Origin of the sequence: Streptomyces inusitatus, assembly GCF_014651115.1 — a bacterium.
GTDB classification, from domain to species: domain Bacteria; phylum Actinomycetota; class Actinomycetes; order Streptomycetales; family Streptomycetaceae; genus Streptomyces; species Streptomyces amakusaensis.
The window spans coordinates 103,723-124,384 of the sequence record NZ_BMWG01000016.1 but is presented as its reverse complement, the minus strand read 5'-3'; the positions used below and the strand labels follow the sequence as shown (position 1 = coordinate 124,384).

Below are 20,662 nucleotides of genomic sequence, written 5' to 3'. Positions count from 1 at the left end.
GGTCATGCGCTCCCGTTCCGTTTCCGTGCGGTGTCGAGGTCGGGGTCGGGGTCGAGGTCGACGAGTCGTTGTCGGGCCAGCAGGTCCTCTGCGGTGTCCCGTTCTCTGACGAGGTGGGGTACGCCCCGGTGGACCAGGACCTCGGCGGGGAAGCCGTGGCTGAGGAAGTGTCCGGGCGACGCGGAGGGTCCGTACGCGCCCGCGCGCTCGACGCCGATGAGGTCGCCGGGTTCGACGGCGGGCAGGGCGACCCGTTTGGCGATGACGTCGCTGGGGGTGCAGAGCGGCCCGGTGACGGTGTAGGCGTGGGTCGGCTCGGCGTCGTACCGGCTCAGGGAGCGGATGGGGAAATTGCGCTTGACGAAGCCGCCGATGCCCACGGCGGGCATGATGTGGTTGGTGCCGCCGTCGGCGACGACGAAGGTCTCCCCCATCGACTCCTTCACATAGAGCGCGCGGGTGACATAGCGGCCGGCGGTGGCGGTGAGATAGCGGCCGAGTTCGGTGATCAGCCGGCAGCCGGGGTGGGCGCGTACGAAGGGCTCCACCGCCGCGTTGAGGCCGCCGGTGAGTTCGCCGAGGTCGAAGTCCTTCTCGTTGTCGAAGTAGGCGACGCCGAGGCCGCCGCCGATGTCGACGGTCTCCAGCGGGATGCCGAGGGTGCGGGACAGCTCCTCGGCGAGGTCCAGGATCTGGCGGGTGTTGGCGACGATGTGGGCGGGGTCGAGGAAGCGGGTGCCCATATAGGCGTGGAATCCGGTCACCCGGATTCGCCGCAGGGCGGCCAGCTCGGTGCGCGCGCCGCGCAGCGTCTCGGCGTCGATGCCGAACTGGCGGGGTTTGCCGCCCATGGTGAGGCCGGTCCCCCGGCCCGCGAAGTCGGGGTTGATCCGCAGGAGTACGGGTACGCCGGTGCGGCCGGTCTCCTCGGCGAGTCCGTCCAGGACGCGGAGTTCCGCGAGCGACTCGCAGACGATCGCGGAGATGCCGGCGTCGAGGCAGGCGCGGAGTTCCTCGCGGGTCTTGCCGGGGCCGAGGAAGATCATGTCGGCGGGGTCGACGCCCGCCCGGCGGGCGGTGAGGAGTTCCACCGCCGAGGAGAGTTCCGCGCCCGCCCCGAGTGAGTTGAGGTAGGCGCAGATACTGATGTTGGGGTTGGCCTTGAGGGAGAAGAAGATGTCGACGGCGGGGTGCAGCAGCTCCCTCAGCCGGTGGTGGACGGAGTGCAGCTCCTCGGCGTCGTAGACGAACAGCGGGGTGCCGTAGCGTTCGGCGAGCCGGGAGACCGGCACTCCCTGGACATGGAGTTCGGCGGCGTTCATGAGGTCCCTTCGATGCCCGCCACCCGCCCCAGCGCGGCGGTGATCTTTTCGTCGAGGGCGGTGAGCCCGGCCCGGTCGGCGGCGAACAGCACGGTGTGGAGCCGGCCCCGGAAGGAACCGCCCTCGCCCGCGTGCGCGTTGACCGTGCCGAAGCAGGTGATGACGGCGCCCGGGCCGCCGTCGCCCGGGGGCGGGTCGCCGATCGCTGCCAGGAGGTCGGCGAAGGGCACGGGCCCGCTCAGTCTCAGCGGATGCCGCCGGGCGAGGGCGGCGGTGCCGGGCCGCATGAACCGCTCCAGCACCCGGCCCTGGTAACTGCCCATGCTGAGGCGGGCGTTGATCTCCAGTACGGGGTAGAGCAGCCCGTCCGCGCCGAGCAGCCCGTCCACGCCCACCACACCGAAGAACCCGTCCTCGTACAGCCGCCGTCCGAGCAGCTCGGCGGCCTTCGCAAGCTCGTCGTGGAGGCCGTCGTCCAGGGCGGCGGGCATCCGGTGGCCGCCGGGCACGCCCTGGACGATCAGGGCCTCCTTGACGAAGTCCAGGCGTACCCGGCCCCGGCGGTCGATCACGAACTGGTAGGCGAGATCGGCCTTCTTGGGCAGGAAGTGCTCGACGACGGCGTGGAGCGCTCCGTCGCCGAGCCGACGGGCGCGCTGCTCGGCCATCCTCAGCAGCCGTTTCGCCTTGGCGGGGCCGTCGACCACGAACAGTCCGCGCCCGGAGACCCCGTAGGCGTCCTTGACGATCAACGGCCGCCGCTCGGTGTCGTACGGTCCGAGCGCCTCGCGCAGCTCGTCCACGCTCTCGCAGACATGGCCCGGGACGGTCCGCAGACCGAGCAGCTCCGTCACCCGGCGGCTGTAGATCTTGCTGTTGACGCGCTCGGTGACCGCGGCCCCGGCGACCGCGGGGCGCAGTCCGGTCTCCGCGGCGATCCGCTCCTCCAGGGCCGTGTTGCCCATCGGCATCAGATACGCGCCGTCCCGGGCGAGTTCGCCCAGCCGCCGCAGCGTGCCGGGCGAGGCGAGCACCGCCCGGCTGGTGTCGGCGGCGCTCGCGCCGGGCGGGGCGGGGACGACCAGTTCGGCGGGGAGGGCGAGCCCGGCCCGCTCGGCGTAGCGGCGGTAGCCGGGGTCGAGGCCCGTGCCGAGGAGGAGGGTGTCGCCGGGTTCGGCGAGCAGCGCGCCCAGCTCCTCCATGCGCTGTGTCAGCGGGCCCCGGGCGGGCGGGCGGGGGGCCGGGAGGCCCCGGTGGCGGTGCGCCCATTCGTTCTCGGCCTCGAAGTTGCACAGCCAGACGAAGCGGGCGTCCCGGCGGCCGGTGAGGGCCTCTTTGAGACCGGCGGTGTAGCCGGGCGCGGCGGGCGGGTGCGCGGCGATGCTCATCGGCGCTCACCGCCTCCGGTGGCGGACCACCATCGCGCCCAGTGTCGCGCCGAGGCCGACGGAGACGAAGAGGTAGTCCGCGCCGTCGACGAGGCGGCCGCTGTCCCTGAGCGTCACATAGTTGACGAAGTTGTCGGAGGCGTAGCAGTGGCTGTAGCGCGGGACGTTCTCCAGGAAGACCCGGCCGGGGTCGAGGCCCATCTCCTTGATGACGCCCCGCCAGGAGATGAGGTTGACGTTGTGCGGGATGATCATCTCGATGTCGGAGAAGTCGAGTCCGGCCTCCGCGACGGCCCCGCGCATCACCCCGGCGAGGGCCTGGGCGTAGACCGCGCCGTACTCCCTGGTCTCCTCCTTGGTCAGCCGCAGGCCGGCCGCGTACTCGCCGAGGGTGCGGGTGAGGTAGGAGCGCACGATGTCGCCGGGGCCGCCGACGGTGAGCAGACAGGCGGCTCCGGCGTCGGCCATCACGGCGGTGTTCGGGATGAGCTGGACGGTCGGGGAGAAGGCGCGCTCGCCGGTGACCATCAGCGCGTACGCCCGGCTCGGCCCGTCCGGGCCGTTGCTCTCGCCCGCCTCCGCGCGCAGCAGTTCGGCGACCGCGTCGATCGCGCCGAGGCTGCTGACACAGGCCTGCTGGCTGACGGCGAAGGCCTCGGCGTCGTGCAGTCCGAGCGCGTCGCGGATCATACGGGCCGGGTCCAGGTCGGGCGGGGCGAGGGTCTGGATGGTGTGGGCGTAGACGACGTAGCGGACGCGGGCGCCCTCGGGGAGCGCCTCCAGGGCGCGCCGGGCGGGCGGGAGGGCGAGGTCGAAGAGGGTGTTGCCGGGGTCAAAACGCAGCTCGTCGAGTCCGTAGATCTTCCGGAAGACACCGGCCTCGGCGCGTCGCAGTCCGAGGCTCTCGGCGAGTTCGTCGACCCTTACCGTGCGCTCGGGCAGAAAGGACTCGATCCGCTCCAGGGTGGTGGCCGCCCGGTCAGGCACCGGTGACCTCCGCGCCGATCAGCCAGGAGCGGGAGACGCCGCGCCGGGCGCGCGGCTGGACCTCGTACGGCCAGCGGCCCTCGCCCGCGCCCGGCTCGCCCGGCTCACGGACCTCGTAGGTCTTCCAGCGGTTGGCGGCGAGGAACTCCTCGGGCTCGTCGGTGCCGAACCGCCAGGGGGTGCCGTCCTTCTTCAGCGCCGCGAGGAAGCTCTGGTTGAAGGGGCTGCGCAGCAGCTGGCGGCTGACCATGTCGGTGACGAGCCGGCTGCCCGGCGCGGAGGCGGCGGCCAGGGTGTTCAGCAGCCCGCCCGCCTGCTCCTCGGTGAGGAAGAAGAAGAGGCCCTCGGCGAGCCAGAGGGTGGGCAGGTTGGGGTCGTGCCCGGCGTGGGCGAGGGCGGGCAGCCAGTCGGTCGCCAGATCGGCGGAGACCTCCCGGCGCTCGGCCCGCGCGGACGCGCCGAGCCGGGCCAGCCGGGCGCGCTTCTCCTGGATGAGGCCGCCGTGGTCGACCTCGTACAGCACGGTGCCTTCCGGCCAGTCGAGCCGGAAGGCCCGGGTGTCCATGCCGGTGGCGACGGACACCACCTGGCGGATGCCGGTCTCGGCGAGGACGGCGCGCGCGGCGTCGTCGTAGAAGCGGGTTCTGATGGCGATGAAGGGCAGCAGGCCACCGCCGCCGTATTCCTCCAGCAGCTCGAAGCCGCGCGGGGCGGCGAGCGCGCGGGCGAACGGGTCCTCGAAGAGGGCTCCCGACTCGCGCTCGGTCTCCACCGCGCGTGCGGCCGCGGTCCATTGCGCTGTGTACGAGACGGCTTCCACTGCTCAACCCTTTCTCGGCGTCTGGCTCATGGGCCCCGCCGGGGTGCGGGGCTTCGGGGGTGGCGCTCCTCAGCGGCGTGGGGCGTGGGGCCCGCACCGGCGGCGGTCGGGGGCCGCCGGTGCGGGGGCCGGTGGGGGCCGGTGGGGGGCCGGTGGGGGGACTCGCCGCTCACGCTCGGGCGAAGAACGCCTTCTCGATGGCGGAGATCGTCTGGAAGTCCTGGATGTCGATGGCGTCGAAGTCGATCTCCACATCGGCGGCGGCCTCGATCGTGTAGACCAGCTCGACGAACGAGAGCGAGTCCACGAGGCGGCTCTCGATGAGGTTCTCGTCGCTCGCCACCGATTCACGCTCGGGGTGCCGGGAGAGAATCCACGCCCGGACCTCGTCGATACGGGTAGAAATCATCGCTTCTCCTCTGTCTGTCCATTCGGTCCATTGCCCTATGGGTGGGCCGGGCTGTTGCCGGGCGGCCGCTCGGGGCGGGCCGTCCGGTCGTCCGGGCCGGCGGGCCGCCTCAGGGGCGGGCGGCGCACGCGACCGCGATGGCACACGGCTCGTCGTGCGCGATGCTGATCTCGATACGGCCGATCAGCGCGGCCTCGGCGAGTTCGGCGGCCCGGCCGCTGAGGCGGACCTCCGGCCAGCCGCCGGGGCCCTTCAGTACTTCGATCCCCTGCCAGGGAAGGGTCTCCCGCGAGGAGTGGAAGAGCTTGAAGACGGCTTCCTTGGCGGCCAGCCGCCCCGCGATACCGGCGATGTCCGGGCTCCGCCCCGGGGAGCAGAGCGCGCGTTCGGCCTCGGTGAGCATCCGGGTCATGAGGAGTCCGTCGTCGCGCGCGAGCATCTCCCGGACCCGGGCGAAGGGCACCAGGTCGACGCCGACCCGCCCGCTCTCCATCTCAGGAGACCTGCTGGGCGGCCGTCCGCACGGCGGCGAGCGCGCCCCGGGTGTCTCCCTCGTACACCTCGTCGAGGACCGCGAGCCAGCGTTCGAGACCGAAGGCGACACAGCTGGTGAAGGCGTGCCCCTGCTCGTCCTCGCCCGCGAGGGTGATTCCGCACCGCTCGCCGAAGAAGTTGCGGTGCGTGTTCACCGACGCGATGGCGAGGCCGCCCCGGTGGAACTCGTACTTCACCGGGCTGAGTTTCTGGAGCAGCGCCCGCGCGCCGCCGCTCTCGAAGAAGGGGTCGGTCGCCGCCTCCTTCTCCAGGCCGAGCCCGAGCGCGTCCGAGAACTTCTCGATCCGCCCGGAGAACTCCTCCAGCAGCCGCTGGGTGTGTTCGAAGCCGCCGAGCGCGACGACCTCCCGCATCTGGAAGCTGAGCAGCCGGCGCAGTCCGCTGTACCGGGTCTCGTTGCGGAAGCAGCGGTTGACCAGGGTGACCAGGGTGTCGGCTTCGAGCCGCCGTCCCTCGTAGTACAGATACGCCCCGTAGCAGGTGGCGTGCGGGAGTCCGAACCGCGCGTCGTTCATCACGGCGGGTTCGACGCGTGCGCCGCCCGTCAGGATGTCGGCGGCGTGGTCCGTGTTGAGGGGGCCCGCGACAAAGGTGAGATGGGGGAAGTTCTTGTAGACGTCGAACTTCGCCAGATCGGAGACCGGGAACACCGGCGGCGGGCAGATCTCCCGCGCTCCGGCGGCCACTCCCCAGCCGGCGAAGATCTGGTCCAGCTCCTTGAGCAGCTCCGTCTGGTCCGGCCCGAGTATCCGCACCGCGCCGTCCGTGTCGAATTCCCCGTCCACGCCCGTCACCGTGCCGGGCGTCACCGTGCGCTCGTCCACCGTACTCATCGCAGTACCAGCTCCTGATCGCCGATGATCCCGGTCTTCTCCAGATACCTGAGCGTCTTGCGGAACACCTGGCGCTCGAACTCCGGCCGGACCGGCCCGGTCAGCAGCTCCTTGCGGAGCTGCTGTGGGTTCTCGACGCCGGCGTCGCGGTAGACCTTCGGGTTGAACAGCGACTCAAAGCTGTAGATCATGTACCGCTTGACGTAGACGTCGATCTGCCGCAATTCCTCCGGCGTCGCGGTGCTCCGGACGTCCGCGAAGAGGATCTCCACCAGCTCGCGGCCGAACGCGATGTGCCGTGATTCGTCCTGGTGGTGAATGCGGTTGATGTTACGGATCGTCTCGTGAAGGCGTTCGTCGGCGGCCATCTTGGCGTTGAAGAAGTCCACCAGCTCCTCGAATATCAGGATGCGGGTGAAGACCAGCAGGCTCTCTACCTTCGACTGGGGAATGCTGACGCTGTCGCCGGGGACCTGGCGGTAGAGCTTCTTCCCGTACCGCAGGCAGAATTCGGCGAAGAACCACATGTGCTCGTTCTCCTCACCGATGAAGTGGTGGAAGAACTCGGACGGCGTCTCGAACCCCGAGGTGTGGATCCGCTTGGTCACCTCGATGAGCAGCTCACGGATGCCGTGCACATTCAGGCTGTAGAAGTTGATGCTCTCGTACTTCGACAGCGCGTACAGCTGCTCCTGGGTGAGCCGCTCGGCCGCCGCCGTCCCATGAGTGGTGGTCAGCTCCGGGCTCATCCACCACATCGAATCCGGCAGTGTGTCCGGCCATTCGAAAACCCGATAGGGATTGTAGTAATCATTGACCGACTTCTCCGACAGCCGATCGAGGATTCCGAGGAAACGGTCATTGCTGTCGATCAGTGAACTCACCATGCGCAAAAGACCTTTCACCCGCCGGCAGCGGCGCTGTCGCCCCTGCGCCCTCATCACGCGTTCCTCAGAAGCTAGGCCGGGCCGTGAGAGAGCGGCAATGCCCTTAAGCGGTCTGGCCGCTTGAGGCCAGACCGCGGGCACCGCCGGACATACGGGCTGTCAGAGCGCCTGCCCCGGCCGCCGTCGCGAAGGCCCGGGCGCGGCGGCCGGGCGAATGCCGAACGCCTCGTCGAAACGGGTCACGGTCACCGTCCCGGTCTCCGCGAGCGGCCGGCGGCGGCGCACCGGCGGCGGGCCGTCCAGCCTGCGAACGGGCGCGACCGCCGCCGCGAGCGCGCGCGGGGTGTCCTGGGTGATCTCGTCGACCAGCCCCGCGTCGAGCGCCCTCAGCCCCGGCACCCCGCCCTCGTACCGCGACAGCCTGCGCACCCGGGCGGGCCCGAGCTGGCCCGTGAGCCGATGCGCGATCATCCCCGGCCAGGGTTCACCGGCCGCCGCGATCGGCGCCAGCAGCAGATCCGGCGTACCGATCCGGTAGTCGCACGAGAGCAGCGCCTCCAACGCGGTCCCCCCGCACCATCCGTGCGCCACGGCGAACACCCCCGCCGCCGAGCGCTCCAGCCTCCTCAGCGAACGCTGCCACCTGCTGACCAGATGAATCGCCGCCGGTTCCACCACCGGCGGCCCCGCCACGACACTCGCCCGCGGCGTGCCCAGCCGCAGAATCACCACCGGCGCCCCGGGCGCCTCCACCACCCGCGCGCACAGCGATTCCACCGCGCCGATCAGCTCCGGCGTCAACCGCTCCGTCCCCGTGACGCTCAGCCGGAAATCGGCCCGCCCTCGCACGGCCACCGTGCGGTACGCAGATCCAGAAGACATGCTCCCCCGCCGCTTCCCCCCCCGGGGCGCCGCCGAACTCACCGCCGTGCACCGGGACCGGCGTTCCGGTCTTCCACGATGTGCGACATTCCCCCACCAGGCTTCCATACCACCGGACTTCACCCCGCTTGTCGCCCCCCATCCGGATACTTAGGGGCCCGATAGGGGTCTAGGTTGGGGCGATGGAGGAGTACTGGAATCACAATGCCCACTACCACCCCCTGGTGCTCGACGCGCTGCCGCCCGGCTGTGCGACGGCCCTGGACATCGGCTGCGGAGAGGGGCTGCTGGCCCGCAGACTGGCCCGGCGCGTCCCCTCGGTGACCGGTGTCGACCTCTCCGGCGAGATGATCGCCCGGGCCCGCGACACGGGCCCGCCCTCCGTGACTTTCGCCCGGGCCGATTTCCGGGACCCGGCCCATGAGGCGCTCCCGGCCGGGGGCTTCGACTTCGTCAGCGCCGTCGCCGTCGTCCACCACGTCGACTTCTCCGAAGCCGTCGCGGCGATCGACCGCCTCCTGGCCCCCGGCGGCCGTCTGATGATCATCGGCCTCGCCCGCGACCGCACCCCCCTCGACTGGCTCCTGAGCGCCGCCGCCGTCCCCGCCGCCCGTCTCCGTGCCCGCCGCCACGGCGGCGAGACCGTCCCGTCCGGCATGCCCGTCCAAACCCCCGCCATGACCTGGTCCGCCGTCCACCACACCGCCCGCCGTCTCCTCCCCGGCTCCCGCTTCCGCCGCCATCTCCTCTGGCGGTACTCCCTCACCTGGTCCAAACCGGCTGTCTGATCCGCTCCGGTCCTCCCGGCCCGGGGCACGGTGCCCGAAGCGCCGCCGCCCAGGCCCTGGACGGGTTCTCGGTCCTGGACGACCGATGGGGCACGGCCGCCGCGCTCGGCGACGAGACCTTCGCCGAGCGCCTCGCCGACGGCGCGGGGCGCGACCCGTGGACCGCGTACGGGAGGAGGGTGGCCGCGGACACCGCCTCGTGAAGAGGCCGGCCCGCCGGGAGTGAACCCGGCGGCCCGGGGTAGGCGAGAGTCGCCGTGAGGCGGGTGACGACAACGGGGTGCGGAGGAAATGGAACAGATCGGGCTGGCCCACAGGGGTGAGAGGGCGATGGGAGAGGCGGTTTCGCGGGCGGGGGTCTGTTACGACGGGGCGGCGGGGAGTATCGCGGCGGCGCGGGGGTTCACGGCGGAGTTCCTGGGGCGGGTACGGGGTGGGGCGGGGGTGGTGGCGGTGGCGGAGCTGGTGGTGAGTGAGCTGGTGACGAACGCGTGCAAGTACGCGCCGGGGCCGTGTCTGGTGGATCTGGAGGTCGTCGGGCAGGGGGCCGGGCGGGCGGTGGAGATCACGGTGTGGGACGCCAATCCGGAGCCGCCGGTGCCGTGCGCGGCGGAGCCGGGGCGGGTGGGCGGGCACGGGCTGGAGATCGTGCTGGCGTTGAGCGAGGGGTTCGACGTGGGGCGGGAGCCGGTCGGGAAACGGATCAGGGTCAGGCTGCCGTTCGGGGGCTGAGGGCGGCTGAGGGCGGCTGAGGGCGGCCGGACGCGGCTCAGGAGGGGGTGCGGGAGGCCGCGCGGGCGATGTTGCGGGCCATGCCGCCGAAGACGACCGCGTGGAAGGGGGAGACGCTCCACCAGTACGCGTGGCCGAGGAGCCCCTTGGGGTGGAAGAGGGCGCGCTGGCGGTAGCGGGTGCGGCCGGAGGCGTCGCGGTCGGCGCGGAGTTCGAGCCAGGCGAGGCCGGGGAGGCGCATCTCGGCGCGGAGTCGCAGGAGCCGGCCGGGTTCGATCTCCTCGACGCGCCAGAAGTCCAGGGAGTCGCCGACGCGCAGCCGCTGGGCGTCGCGCCGGCCGCGGCGGAGGCCGACTCCGCCGGCGAAGCGGTCGAGCCAGCCGCGTACGGCCCAGCCGAGGGGGAAGGAGTACCAGCCGTTGTCGCCGCCGATGCCCTCGATGACCCGCCACAGCGCCTCGGGCGAGGCGTCGACGGTCAGCGCTCTGCGGTCGGTGTAGAGGCTGCCGCCCGCCCAGTCCGGGTCGGTGGGGAGGGGGTCGCTGGGCGCGCCGGGCAGGGCGGCGGAGGACCAGCGGGTGGCGACCTCGGCGTCCTGGATGCGCTGGAGGGCGAGGGTGAGGGCGGCGGCGAAGGCGAGGGGGCGGCCGGGGGTGTCGGGGACGTACCGGGCGATGTCGTGTTCGTGGCAGATCACCTCGTACCGCAGTGATTCGGTGAGCGGCCGGGCGATGGAGTGCGGTACGGGGGTGACCAGGCCGACCCAGTGGCTGGAGAGCCGGGGGGTGAGCACCGGGACGGGGACGATGAGCCTGCGGGGCAGCCCGGCGACGGCCGCGTACCCCCGCATCATGTCGAGGTAGGTGACGATGTCGGGGCCGCCGATGTCGAAGGTGCGGTTGACCTCCGGCGGCATCGCGGCCGAGCCGACGAGATAGCGGAGGACGTCCCGTACGCCGATCGGCTGAATCCGGGTCCGGACCCAGCTGGGTGTGACCATCACCGGGAGGCGTTCGGTGAGGTAGCGGAGCATCTCGAAGGAGGCCGAGCCGGAGCCGATGATCACGGCGGCGCGCAGCGCGGTGGCGGGGACGGGGGCGTCGAGGAAGATCTGGCCGACCTCGGCGCGGGAGCGGAGATGGGGGGAGAGCCGGCGGGGGTCGACTCCGGCGGGGGTGAGTCCGCCGAGGTAGACGACGCGTTTGACGCCCGCCTCGTGGGCGGCCTCGGCGAAGATCCGGGCCGCCCGGCGGTCGGTCTCCTCGAAGTCCGGGCCGGTGCCCAGGGCGTGGATCAGGTAGTAGGCGATGTCGACGCCCCGCATGGCCTCGCGGACCGGGGCCGGGTCCAGGACGTCGCCCCGGACGATCTCCACGTCCGGGGCCCAGGGGTGGTCGCGGAGTTTGGCGGGGGTGCGGGCCAGTACGCGCACCCGGTGGCCCGCGGCGAGCAGTTCGGGGGCGAGGCGTCCGCCGATGTAGCCGGTGGCCCCGGTCACCAGGCTGAGCGGCGCGGCACCGGGCGTCGCCCCGGGTCCTTCCGCGGGTCCTTCCGTGGTCATCGCGGCCTCCCTTCGGCTTCGGCCTCGGCTCCCATCCTGCGGGACCGGGCCGCCCCGGGCCCCCCGGGGGGGCCTTGGGCGGCCCGGGACCGGGCTCAGCTCGCGAGGAAGTCGAGCATGACGCGGTTGACCGCCTCCGGCCGCTCCAGATAGCCGAGGTGGCCGGTGTCCGGGATCTCCTCGTACCGCGCGGCGGGGATGGCGTCGGCGACCTCGCGGCTGAGGTAGCAGGGGATGGTGGTGTCGTCGGCGAATCCGATGACCAGGGTGGGCACGGTGATCGCCCGGTAGGCCGCCCGGCGGTCCTTGAAGTCGGAGAGGTCGAGCTGTGCCCGGGTGCCGGGGCCCGTCGCCGAGCCGGAGATCTCGAACATCTCCAGCCAGTCCCTGGCCGCCAGCGGGTCGCGCAGCGTCGCCGGGGAGAGGCTCTGGAGGGCGTAGACCGCCGCGTGGTACGCCGGGGGGAGGACGATCTTCTCGTCGTACAGCGCCTTCTTGCCCTGGTTGAGCACGAGGGCGGCGGCGTCGAGGCGGGCGTGGGCGGCCATCGCCACCGCGTGGGTGACCAGGTCGGGCCGGGCGAGGGCGAGTTCCTGGGTGACGCGCGCGCCGAGCGAGGTGCCGACGACCCGGGCGGGTGCGCCGAGGTGCTCGATCAGGGCCGCCGTGTCGGCGACCAGATCGGTGATCGTCATGCCGTGGACGCACTCGTCGGTCGGGGGGATGCCCCGGTTGTCGAAGGTGGCGACCCGGTATCCGGCGTCGAGGAGCGCGGGCACCTGGTGCAGGCTCCACACCCGGCCGGGGCTGCCGGTGCCCATGACCAGGACGACCAGTTCGCCGTCCCCCTCCACCTCGTACGACAGTGTGATCCCGTTGAGCCGTGCGATCGCCATGCCCTGCTTGCCCCTCTTCATCTGGTTCATCTGCGGTTATCGCGCGTGCTCACCGGTCGGCCGGGGCACCGGATGATTGTGTCCCGAGGACTCACGCCCCGGCCAGGGCCTCTTCCCGGTCCGCGACATCGGCCTCGGTCAGGGCGTCGTCCTGGGTGAGCCTGACGCGCCAGTAGCCGGTGAAGGCGACCGCGCTCTTGTCGATGCCCCGGTCGGCGACGAGATGGCGGCGGAGCGCGCGGACGGCCGAGGACTCGCCCGCGACCCAGGCGAACACTTCGCCCTCGGGGAATTCGGCGGCCCGGACGGCGTCGACGAGGAGGCCGGACTCGCCGGGGTTCGCCCCGTCCCGGTGCAGCCAGTGGAGGGTGACATCGCCTGCCGTGGTGAACTCCTGCTCCTCGGCCGCGTCCGCCACCTCGATGTAGGCGATCGCCCGCTCGCCCGGCTCCAGGGCCTCGATCAGCGCGCCGATCGCGGGAAGCGCGGTCTCGTCGCCGGTGAGCAGCGTCCAGTCCCGGGGGCCGGGTGTGCGGTGGTGGCTGAGCTGCGGGCCCAGCATGCCGACGATGTCGCCGGGGACGGCGGAGGCGGCCCAGCGGGAGGCGGGGCCCGAGGTGTCGCCCTCGCCGTGGAGGACGAAGTCGATGTCGACCTCGTGCCGCAGGGGGTCGTGGGAGCGGATGGTGTAGCTGCGCATCCAGGGGCGCTCGATCTCGGGCATCGCCAGATAGTCGCGGTACCAGTGGCCCACATCGCCGCTGGCGGGCATCGGCGGTATGACCGGGGCGCGGTCGGACAGCCGGGAGAAGAAGAGCTTCACATGCTGGTCGGGGCTGACATGGGTGAACTCGGCGAGATCCTCGCCGCCGAAGGTCACCCGCACCATGTGCGGCGTGATCCGCTCGACGCGATTGACATGCAGTGCCGAGTAACGCAGCGATCCGGCCACGACCAACTCCCCAATAAGTCAACTAATGATAAGGGTAGGCTAACCTAAACCCCAATCGAGCTGGCTTGAGGGAGAGTTGCGCGGACGGCATTCGTCATGCCCTGGTGCGGCGGCCGTGACGAGCGAGCCCGGGAGACGAGCGGGCCCGAGGGACGGGCGAGACCGGGCGGCGCGCCGCTGACGGACCCCACCGCGTTCCACGAGCTGCCCTCGGTGGCGCGGATTCCGCCGCGCTTCGCGCTGACGGTACAGGCTCTCGCCACCGCCCTCGGACGGGGCCCCCACCTCGGGAATGTCCGCGCGGTCGGCCGCCGCGCTCGCCGGGGCGGCGCACTCCACCGCGGGGGTGCGGAGGGTCGGTCCCGCGGGCTCTCCGCGGTATCCGCGTTCCGGTTCGGCCGAGAGGACGCCGAAGGGCTCCCGGGCCGCCCGGCGGCGGATCAGCGCCTGTCCGTCCGGTTCGCCCCCGTCGGCGGCGGTGAACTCCAGCACGGGACAGGGGTTGCCGCCGCCCCTGTCCGGAGCCCACGGGCCGCCGGCTGGCGCTTCAGCTCCTTGGCCCGGGGGCCCGCTCGGCGTACGGGGCGAGCACGACGACCGTGCGGACCTCTTCGCCGAGGGTCTCCTCCGGGAGGGCGAGGACGCACACCTCGGCGATCGCCGGGTGGGTGAGCGGATGTTCCTCCGGCTCGCCCGCCGCGACGTTCTCGCCGCCCCGGGGGGCGTCCGGGGTGGTCCCGGCGCGGTAACGCAGGAAGAGTTCGTCGGGCCAGGGGGTGAATCCGTCGATGCTCACCGGCGGTCCCCGGCCCCGGACTCGGGCTCGGCGGGCCTGGCGAGCAGCGCGCGTACGGCGGCGGTGTCGGGCGCGCCTGCTTCGGTGACGGGCAGTGCGGGCACGGCGGTCAGCCGCCGGGGCACGAGCCGGCCGGGGACGCGGAGCCGCAGCTCGCGGAGGATGTCGGCGGCGGGGGCGGTCGCGGCGACGACCGCGCCGAAGGCCGGTCCGCTCTCGCCGTCGAGCACCGCGGCGGTCGCGCCGGTGACCCGGTCGTCGCCGAGCAGCGCCTGCTCGACCTCCCGCGCCCCGACAAGGACTCCGCCGGAGGTGAGGTGTTCGCCGGGGCCGGCGAGCAGTTCGACGGTTCCGCCGGGCAGGGCGCGGGCGAGCTCCCCGGTCGGGGTCCAGCCGGAGCCGTCGGGCGCCAGGAGCGCTCCGGGGACATGGTCGGGGCGGTCCCGGCCGTGGGCGTCGACCACGCGTACGGCGCGGCCGTCGTGGAGGCGCTTGCCGGGCCGGGGCATCTCCACCGGCTCGTCCCAGACCGCGCCCCCGGCGGCGATCCGGTACACCAGCTTCTCGAACGCGTCGAACATCGAGTCGAGCACGCCGGGCGGGAACGCCTCTTCGCGGGTGTCCCAGTCGACCAGGAGTCCGCCGTCGAGTTCGGCGAGCTGGGCGTCGAGCAGGACCTGGGGGCTCTGGGAGACGATCCAGACCGGCTCGCCGAAGCGGGCCCGCACCTCGGGGGCGAAGAGATCGCCCAGATTGAGGGCGCTGGTGAAGACGACCGGGGCCAGGGTCCGCCGGCCGTCGCGGTGGGTGAGGTCGCGCAGCACGTCGACCCCGCCGTGGTCGGCGTGGGAGGCGTCGGCGTGCATCCGCTCCTGGGTCCGGCGTACCCGCTCGGTGAAGGGCAGCCGCTCGCCGAGGTCGATCTCCAGCAGCACGGAGCCGCTGAAGTCCCCGGCGATGTGCTCGACGCCGGGGTGCAGCGGCAGCCGGTCGAAGAGCGGCACATTGAGCAGGAAGCTCTGGGTGGCGCTCCAGTGGCCGACGACCTCGGCGAAGGCCGACGCCACCGCCATCGCCGGGGTGAGCCCGCGCTTTCGGGCCTCGGCCGCGAGCCGCGCCGCCCGCTCGGCGGGAAGGCCGAAGTGGCGTCGGGCGACCCGCGGCCGGGGCTGCCGGCCGCGCCGGGGCAGCACGAGGGGCAGTTCCGGCGCGCCGGGCAGCTCCGGGACGCGCTCGCGCCAGTGGGCGGCTGCGCGCTCGCGGGCCGCGCCCCGGCCGGCCTCGCGTCCGGCGAGGTACTGGCGGTGGGTGAAGCCGGTCCGCGGCAGGCCGGTGCCGTCGGGCGCGGTGTAGAGCGCGGCGAGGTCGGCGAGCAGGATGCGGTAGCTGACCGCGTCGGCGGCCACCATGTCCACGTCCAGATGGAAGCGGGTGCGGCCCTCGGGGAGCAGGGTGAGCGCGGCGGAGAAGGTCTGTCCGCTCTCGATGTCCAGGAGCTGGTGGGAGAGCGCGTCGCGGATGGAGGTCAGCCGGACGTCGATCCGGCCCTGCGGGACCTCGCGCAGATCGTGCACGGTCAGCAGCGCGGGGGCGGCGGGCAGCACGGTCTGGCGGCCGTCGGGGGTGACCCGTGAGCGCAGTGTCTCGTGCCGTACGACGAGCGCGTCGAGCGCCGTCTGCAAGGGGGCGGCCTCCAGGCCGCCGCCGTCGAACTCGGCGTAGAGATGGGCCGCGACCCCGCCGAGGCAGTGGTCGGTGGAGCGGCCCGCCCAGTAGGCGTGCTGCATCGGGGCGAGCGGGAAGTCCTCGCCGGCCGGAGGTGCGAGAAGGGGGGCCGAGGGCTCCGGCTCGGCCGCTCCCTCCTCCAGGAGTCCGTACCACTCGCCGACGGTGGGCCGGCCCGCGAGACCGGCGAAGTCGACGTCGGCACCGGCCTTGCGCCACCGCGTGACCAGCCTCATCAGCAGGATGGAGTCGAGGCCCGCCTCGAACAGGTTGGCCTCGTCGGCCAGCCCTGCGGGCTCCTCCTCCAGCAGGACCGCGACGGTCTCGCGCAGCTCGTCCACGGTCGCGTACAGCGCGGTCATCGGTGTATGTGCCCTTCGGTCGGTACGGGTACGGGTTCGGGTACGGGTGTGGCGGACGCGGCGGCGGCCGTCCGGCGGCGGATCAGTTCGGCTCGCAGCCGTGCGGCGACGGACTCCACCTCGCCCAGCTCGATCCGGAAGCCCCGGATCCTGACCTGGTCGTCGGCGCGGCCCACGAAGTCGAGCCCCCCGGCGGTTCCGCGGGCGAGGTCGCCCGTGCGGTAGAGGCGCTGTCCGCCCCCCGCCGGGTCGGCCACGAAGCGGGCGGCGGTGAGCGCGGGGCGGCCGAGATAGCCCCGGGCGACCTGGGGGCCGCTGACGTACAGCTCCCCGGTCTCGCCGTCGGGCACCGCGGACAGGTCCGGGCCGAGCAGTCGCACGGCGGAGCCCGGCAGGCCCTCGCCGACGGGGCTCTCTCCGGCCGCCGCCCGGGCCGGGTCGAGCGGACGGCCGGTGACATGCACGGTCGTCTCGGCGGTCCCGTACCTATTGACCAGCGGCGGTCCCTCCGGGTGCCGTTCGTACCACTCGGCGAGCCGGGACACGTCCAGCGCCTCACCGCCGAGGACCACCAGCCGCAGCGCGGTCGGGGGGTGCCCTTCGGCGGCGCCGGCGAGCCGGAGGAACGCGGACGGGGTGACGCCCTCGGCCGCGAGGAGATCGAGGAAGTCCCCGGCGGACCGGGGCGCCCCGGCGGGGACGACGACCGTGCGGCCTCCGCTGGTGAGCGGTCCCCAGATCTCCCAGACGGAGAAGTCGAAGGCGAAGGAGTGGAAGAAGCTCCAGATGCCCTCGGGGCCGAAGCGGTAGCGCGGTCCCACCGCGTCGAAGAGCGCGGTGACGGCGGAGTGCGGGACGACGACGCCCTTGGGCGCGCCCGTGGAGCCCGAGGTGTAGACGACGTACGCGGGGTGGCCCGGGAGCAGGGGCGCGACGCGCTCCCCATCGGTGACCGGCCCGGCGTCGTCGGCGTCCGGGGCTTCGGTCTCCGCGCCGGGGTCCATCCAGCGGATTCCGGCCTGCTCGGCGGCGGAGCGCGGGCCCGTCGGGTCGGACTCGGCGAGGAGTACGGCGGGCCGGGCGTCGCCCAGGACGTACGCGATCCTCCCGGGCGGGTGACCGGGGTCGACGGGGAGGCAGGCCGCGCCCGACTTCAGCACCGCGAGCAGGGCGACGACGAGTGCGGCGGAGTGGGGCAGCGCGACGCCGACCAGGCGTTCCGGGCCCGCGCCCGCCGCGATGAGCCGTCGGGCGAGACGGTCGGCGCGGCGCTCCAGCGCTCCGTAGGTGAGCCGTTCGCCGTCGGCGACGACCGCGACGGCCGAGGGGTCCCGGCGGGCCGCCGCCTCGAAGCGGGCGACCAGGGTATCCGGGGTATCCGGGGTATCCGGGGTATCCGGGGCGGTCATCGTTCCTCGCCCTCGGTCCCGGGCACCGGGAAGCGGCTGACGCCGCGCGGCTTCTCGCAGGTCTCCTCGAACTCCCTCTCGAACAGGGAGTTCTCCACGATTCCGGCTCCGGCCCCGGCCCCGGCCCCGAGCCAGGTGCGGCCGTCCCGCTGGAACCCGGCCTCCCGTTCGGAGACGATCGGATGCGGCGGACACCCCGGTTCGAACGCGGCCCAGCCGTGGGCCCGCCATTCGGCGATGCCGATTTCCCCCGACAACTCGTGGACCCGTTGGAGCGGTTGGTCCCCGAGCGGCTCCGCGGCCCCTTCGCCCGCGCGCTCGTAGAGCATGTACGAGGCCGGTTCCCTTCGCGCCAGTCCGCCGGTGGGGAGGGTCTCGCGGTGGTACCCGGTGAGTACGGTCATCGTGATACGGCACTCCACTGGTCGTGTGGTCGTGTCCATCCGGCACGGTCCGGTCGGGGTGAGCACACCCCACCCCGACCGGGGGACTTAGGCAAGGCTAACCTAACTCACCCTTGAGGGGCTGGCAACGCCCCGCCTCTTGACACACCCTCAACTCCTTTGTCCCCTCACCTGCTTCAGGCGTGCGAAAGCCCCGGACCGCCGCCAACGGGACGACGGCGGTCCGGGGCCGGAGCCTGCCCGATGGATCCCGGGGCGCGGCCTCAGCCTCGCTCGGCCCCGGTCGCCACCGGCCTCGCCGCGTCCCTCGACCACTCCGACCAGGACCCCGCGTACAGCACCGGCACAAACCCCGCCAGCTCCAGCGCCACCGCCTGCTGGGCGGCGGAGACCCCCGAACCGCAGTACACCCCGACCTCGCCGCCGGGGCGCGCGCCCAGCCCCGCGAACCTCTCGGCGAGCCGCGCCGCGGGCAGGAACCGCCCCCGCTCGTCGAGGTTCTCCCCGGTGGGCGCGGAGACCGCACCCGGAATGTGCCCGGCCACCGCGTCGATCGGCTCGACCTCGCCCCGGTACCGCTCCCCCGCCCGCGCGTCCAGCAGCAGCCCCGAACGGGCCAGCTCCGCCGCCCCGTCCGCGCCGAGCAGCGGCAGCGCGCCGGGCTCGGGCGTGAAATCGCCCTCCGCCGGATCGGGGCTCGCCGTCTCCAGCGGCCCGGTCCACTCCGCGAGACCTCCGTCCAGCACCCGTACCTCACGGTGTCCCGCCCACCGCAGCAGCCACCAGGCCCGCGCCGCCGCCCAGCCCTGGGACCCGTCGTAGACGACGACGGAGGAGTCCGCCGACACCCCGGCCCGCCGCATCGCCGCGCCGAACACCGCCGGATCCGGGAGCGGATGACGGCCGCCGTCCCCCGGCGGGGCCGCCAACTCCGCGTCCAGGTCGACGAAGACGGCCCCGGGGATATGACCGGCGTCGTACTCGGGCCGACCGTGCGGGCCGCCGAGCCGGTAGCGGATGTCGAGGAGGACGGGCGGGCGGGGCCCGGCGAGCGCTTCGGCCAGCCCGGCCGCGGTGATGATCGGCCCATGGCCGCTCAAGGAGGTCATGAGGCCCATCCTCGCGCACGCCCCGCCGCCCGGCAGGGCCGTCGGCACGGATCCGGGAGGGGGCCGGAACCGGATTCACCCCCCGGAAACGGGCTTCGGCCCGTGGGAACCCGCCAATTACGGCGCGGCCGGGGCGCGTGGAACGCCGGGCGCATGGAAGCATTCACACGGGGCGCACGGCCTCCCAAGGGCACGCGCTCCGTCCCCCCGGTACGGCCACCACGATGGTCCGAGGAGAGAGTGACGATGACCGAGGCGACTCGGCACACGCCCGGCACACCCTGCTGGGTGAGTTTGATGGTGCACGGTCTTGACGCGACGCAGATGTTCTACGGCGAGCTGTTCGGCTGGGAGTTCTGTCCAGGGCCGCGACAGCTCGGCCCATATGTCCGCGCGCTGCTCGACGGCAAGGAGGTCGCCGGACTGGGGCGATTGCCCGCCGACCGGCATCTGTCCATCGCGTGGACGCCCTATCTGGCGACCGACGACGCGGACGCCACCGCCGAGACGATCCGGTGCAGCGGCGGCACCGTCGGCGTCGGCCCGCTGGACGCGGGCGACGCCGGCCGGATGGCGATCGTGACCGACCCGGCGGGCGCCGTCTTCGGCCTCTGGCAGCCCGCCGCCCACGCGGGCACCGCCGTCCGCGGCACCCACGGCACCCCGGTCTGGCACGAGCTGCGGACGGCCGACACCTCGGCCGTGAGCAAGTTCTACGAGACCGTCTTCGGCTGCGAGACCGACCCGGTCGACCCGGCCGGCCCCGATCTCACGACCCTGCGGCTGAACGGACGCCCGGTGGCCGAACTGCGGGGCGTCGGCCGGAAACTGCACAGCCAGGCCGGTGCGCACTGGCTGACCTCCTTCGAGGTCGAGGACGCCGACCGGGCGGCGCGCCGGGTGACCGAGCTGGGCGGGGAGGTCCTGACGCCCCCGTCGGACGGCCCCCGGGGGCGGAGCGCGACGGTGGCGGATCCGGAGGGAGCGGTCTTCACGATCGTGCGCTCGCACCGGTGACCGACCGGAAGTGATCGCGCGGGGCGGCCCGTACGCAGTACGTTCCCGGACACCGGTACACCGGACACCGGGGACGTACTGGGTCCGGCGTCCGGCGTACCGCTCAAGGGCTCAGTGGCGTACGGCCGTACCCCGGTCGTCCACCGGCAGGACGTCCGGGGACAGGACCGCCGCCCGGGCGCTGGCGGCGGTCGTCCGCCTGCGGTGGTGACGCCGGCAGAGCACCTCGTAGCCGATCTGGTCCCCCGCGTCGACATCGCCCACCACGACCTGGGCGCCTTCGACCACCATCACTCCGCCGACCGTACGGGCGTTGTGGGTGGCGCGGGCGCCGCACCAGCAGAGAGCCTCGACCTGGAGCACCTCGATGCGGTCGGCGAGTTCCACCAGCCGCTGGGAGCCGGGGAAGAGCTTGGAGCGGAAGTCGGTGGTGATGCCGAAGGCGAAGACGTCCAGTTCGAGATCGTCCACGACGCGGGCCAGTTGGTCGATCTGCTCGGGGGCGAGGAACTGCGCCTCGTCGGCGATGACGTAGTCGCAGCGCCCGCCCTGGGAGAGACGGTCGACCAGATGCCCGTAGAGGTCGAAGCCCTCACCGGCCTCGACCGCGTTGGTGACGAGCCCGAGCCGGGAGGACAGCTTGCCCTCGCCCGCGCGGTCGTCCCGGGTGAAGATGATGCCCTGGAGGCCGCGCGCGGAGCGGTTGTGCTCGATCTGAAGAGCGAGGGTGCTCTTTCCGCAGTCCATGGTTCCGGAGAAGAACACCAGCTCGGGCATGGGAGGTCGGGGGCCTTTCGATGGCGGGACGCTGTCGGGTGGATCGGATGA

At 73.0% G+C, this 20,662-nt stretch carries 20 protein-coding genes and 1 pseudogene; 3 read left to right on the top strand and 18 right to left on the bottom strand.

The features are described 5' to 3' along the window. Window positions 1-2: 2 nt before the first annotated feature. From IE247_RS22845 to dpgB, 9 genes are all read right to left on the bottom strand, one after another. Window positions 3-1,322, bottom strand: coding sequence for a type III PLP-dependent enzyme (locus IE247_RS22845; protein WP_190125104.1), 1,320 nt, complete (start codon window positions 1,320-1,322; stop codon window positions 3-5). Continuing rightward, complete coding sequence (locus IE247_RS22840; RefSeq protein WP_190125103.1) at window positions 1,319-2,710, bottom strand: preATP grasp domain-containing protein; 1,392 nt, start codon at window positions 2,708-2,710, stop codon at window positions 1,319-1,321. The genes IE247_RS22845 and IE247_RS22840 overlap by 4 nt, the downstream gene beginning before the upstream one ends. A 6-nt stretch (window positions 2,711-2,716) precedes the next feature. Continuing rightward, window positions 2,717-3,697, bottom strand: coding sequence for a 3-oxoacyl-[acyl-carrier-protein] synthase III C-terminal domain-containing protein (locus tag IE247_RS22835; protein ID WP_190125102.1), 981 nt, complete (start codon window positions 3,695-3,697; stop codon window positions 2,717-2,719). Continuing rightward, window positions 3,690-4,517, bottom strand: a complete 828-nt coding sequence (locus IE247_RS22830) for a class I SAM-dependent methyltransferase (protein ID WP_190125101.1) — start codon at window positions 4,515-4,517, stop codon at window positions 3,690-3,692. The genes IE247_RS22835 and IE247_RS22830 overlap by 8 nt, the downstream gene beginning before the upstream one ends. A gap of 169 nt (window positions 4,518-4,686) precedes the next feature. Further along, window positions 4,687-4,926, bottom strand: a complete 240-nt coding sequence (locus IE247_RS22825) for a phosphopantetheine-binding protein (RefSeq protein WP_190125100.1) — start codon at window positions 4,924-4,926, stop codon at window positions 4,687-4,689. Window positions 4,927-5,035: 109 nt separating this feature from the next. Then, window positions 5,036-5,419 (bottom strand): holo-ACP synthase, encoded by a 384-nt coding sequence (locus tag IE247_RS22820; RefSeq protein WP_190125099.1) that lies wholly within the window; start codon window positions 5,417-5,419, stop codon window positions 5,036-5,038. A 1-nt stretch (window position 5,420) separates the two neighbouring features. Further along, window positions 5,421-6,314, bottom strand: coding sequence for a class-II aminoacyl-tRNA synthetase family protein (locus tag IE247_RS22815; protein ID WP_229869288.1), 894 nt, complete (start codon window positions 6,312-6,314; stop codon window positions 5,421-5,423). Further along, window positions 6,311-7,201 carry a diiron oxygenase gene (locus IE247_RS22810; RefSeq protein WP_190125098.1) on the bottom strand — a complete coding sequence of 297 codons (891 nt, stop codon included), beginning with the start codon at window positions 7,199-7,201 and terminating at the stop codon, window positions 6,311-6,313. Before IE247_RS22810 ends, IE247_RS22815 begins: the two co-directional genes overlap by 4 nt. A gap of 159 nt (window positions 7,202-7,360) precedes the next feature. Beyond that, a complete protein-coding gene (dpgB, locus tag IE247_RS22805) occupies window positions 7,361-8,083 on the bottom strand; it encodes an enoyl-CoA-hydratase DpgB (protein WP_190125097.1) in 723 nt (240 codons plus the stop codon). 182 nt (window positions 8,084-8,265) lie between these two features. On the opposite strand from dpgB, the gene IE247_RS22800 reads away from it, so the two are divergent. Together IE247_RS22800 and IE247_RS22795 are read left to right on the top strand one after the other, a co-directional pair. Then, entirely contained in the window at window positions 8,266-8,871 is a 606-nt protein-coding gene (locus tag IE247_RS22800; RefSeq protein WP_190125096.1) for a class I SAM-dependent methyltransferase, read from the top strand. A gap of 330 nt (window positions 8,872-9,201) precedes the next feature. Beyond that, window positions 9,202-9,603 carry an ATP-binding protein gene (locus IE247_RS22795; protein ID WP_190125095.1) on the top strand — a complete coding sequence of 134 codons (402 nt, stop codon included), beginning with the start codon at window positions 9,202-9,204 and terminating at the stop codon, window positions 9,601-9,603. 37 nt (window positions 9,604-9,640) lie between these two features. On the opposite strand, the gene IE247_RS22790 is transcribed toward IE247_RS22795, so the two are convergent. From IE247_RS22790 to IE247_RS22755, 8 genes and pseudogenes are all read right to left on the bottom strand, one after another. After that, window positions 9,641-11,164: an SDR family oxidoreductase gene (locus tag IE247_RS22790; RefSeq protein WP_190125094.1), complete on the bottom strand. Its 1,524-nt coding sequence runs from the start codon at window positions 11,162-11,164 to the stop codon at window positions 9,641-9,643. Between the two features lie 95 nt (window positions 11,165-11,259). After that, window positions 11,260-12,060 (bottom strand): alpha/beta fold hydrolase, encoded by an 801-nt coding sequence (locus IE247_RS22785; protein ID WP_190125141.1) that lies wholly within the window; start codon window positions 12,058-12,060, stop codon window positions 11,260-11,262. Between the two features lie 91 nt (window positions 12,061-12,151). Beyond that, the gene (locus tag IE247_RS22780) at window positions 12,152-13,012 is read right to left on the bottom strand and encodes a siderophore-interacting protein (RefSeq protein WP_229869287.1); all 861 of its coding nucleotides are present in this window, start codon (window positions 13,010-13,012) and stop codon (window positions 12,152-12,154) included. 547 nt (window positions 13,013-13,559) lie between these two features. Continuing rightward, window positions 13,560-13,808 (bottom strand): hypothetical protein, encoded by a 249-nt coding sequence (locus IE247_RS22775; protein WP_190125093.1) that lies wholly within the window; start codon window positions 13,806-13,808, stop codon window positions 13,560-13,562. Then, window positions 13,805-15,895, bottom strand: coding sequence for a condensation domain-containing protein (locus IE247_RS22770; RefSeq protein WP_190125092.1), 2,091 nt, complete (start codon window positions 15,893-15,895; stop codon window positions 13,805-13,807). The genes IE247_RS22775 and IE247_RS22770 overlap by 4 nt, the downstream gene beginning before the upstream one ends. 101 nt (window positions 15,896-15,996) lie before the next feature. Next, a pseudogene (locus tag IE247_RS22765) lies at window positions 15,997-17,304 on the bottom strand (amino acid adenylation domain-containing protein); the annotation flags it as partial. Continuing rightward, on the bottom strand, window positions 17,301-17,708 hold the full coding sequence (locus IE247_RS34905; RefSeq protein ID WP_308433255.1) for a hypothetical protein: 408 nt from the start codon (window positions 17,706-17,708) through the stop codon (window positions 17,301-17,303). The gene IE247_RS34905 and the pseudogene IE247_RS22765, both read right to left, overlap by 4 nt. Window positions 17,709-17,971: 263 nt before the next feature. Then, the gene (locus IE247_RS22755) at window positions 17,972-18,817 is read right to left on the bottom strand and encodes a sulfurtransferase (RefSeq protein ID WP_190125090.1); all 846 of its coding nucleotides are present in this window, start codon (window positions 18,815-18,817) and stop codon (window positions 17,972-17,974) included. A gap of 246 nt (window positions 18,818-19,063) precedes the next feature. Here IE247_RS22755 and IE247_RS22750 point away from each other — a divergent pair, with 246 nt between their 5' ends. After that, complete coding sequence (locus IE247_RS22750; RefSeq protein ID WP_190125089.1) at window positions 19,064-19,834, top strand: VOC family protein; 771 nt, start codon at window positions 19,064-19,066, stop codon at window positions 19,832-19,834. 111 nt (window positions 19,835-19,945) lie between these two features. Here IE247_RS22750 and IE247_RS22745 read toward each other — a convergent pair whose 3' ends face one another. Continuing rightward, window positions 19,946-20,611, bottom strand: a complete 666-nt coding sequence (locus IE247_RS22745) for a thymidine kinase (RefSeq protein ID WP_190125088.1) — start codon at window positions 20,609-20,611, stop codon at window positions 19,946-19,948. Window positions 20,612-20,662 lie beyond the last annotated feature (51 nt).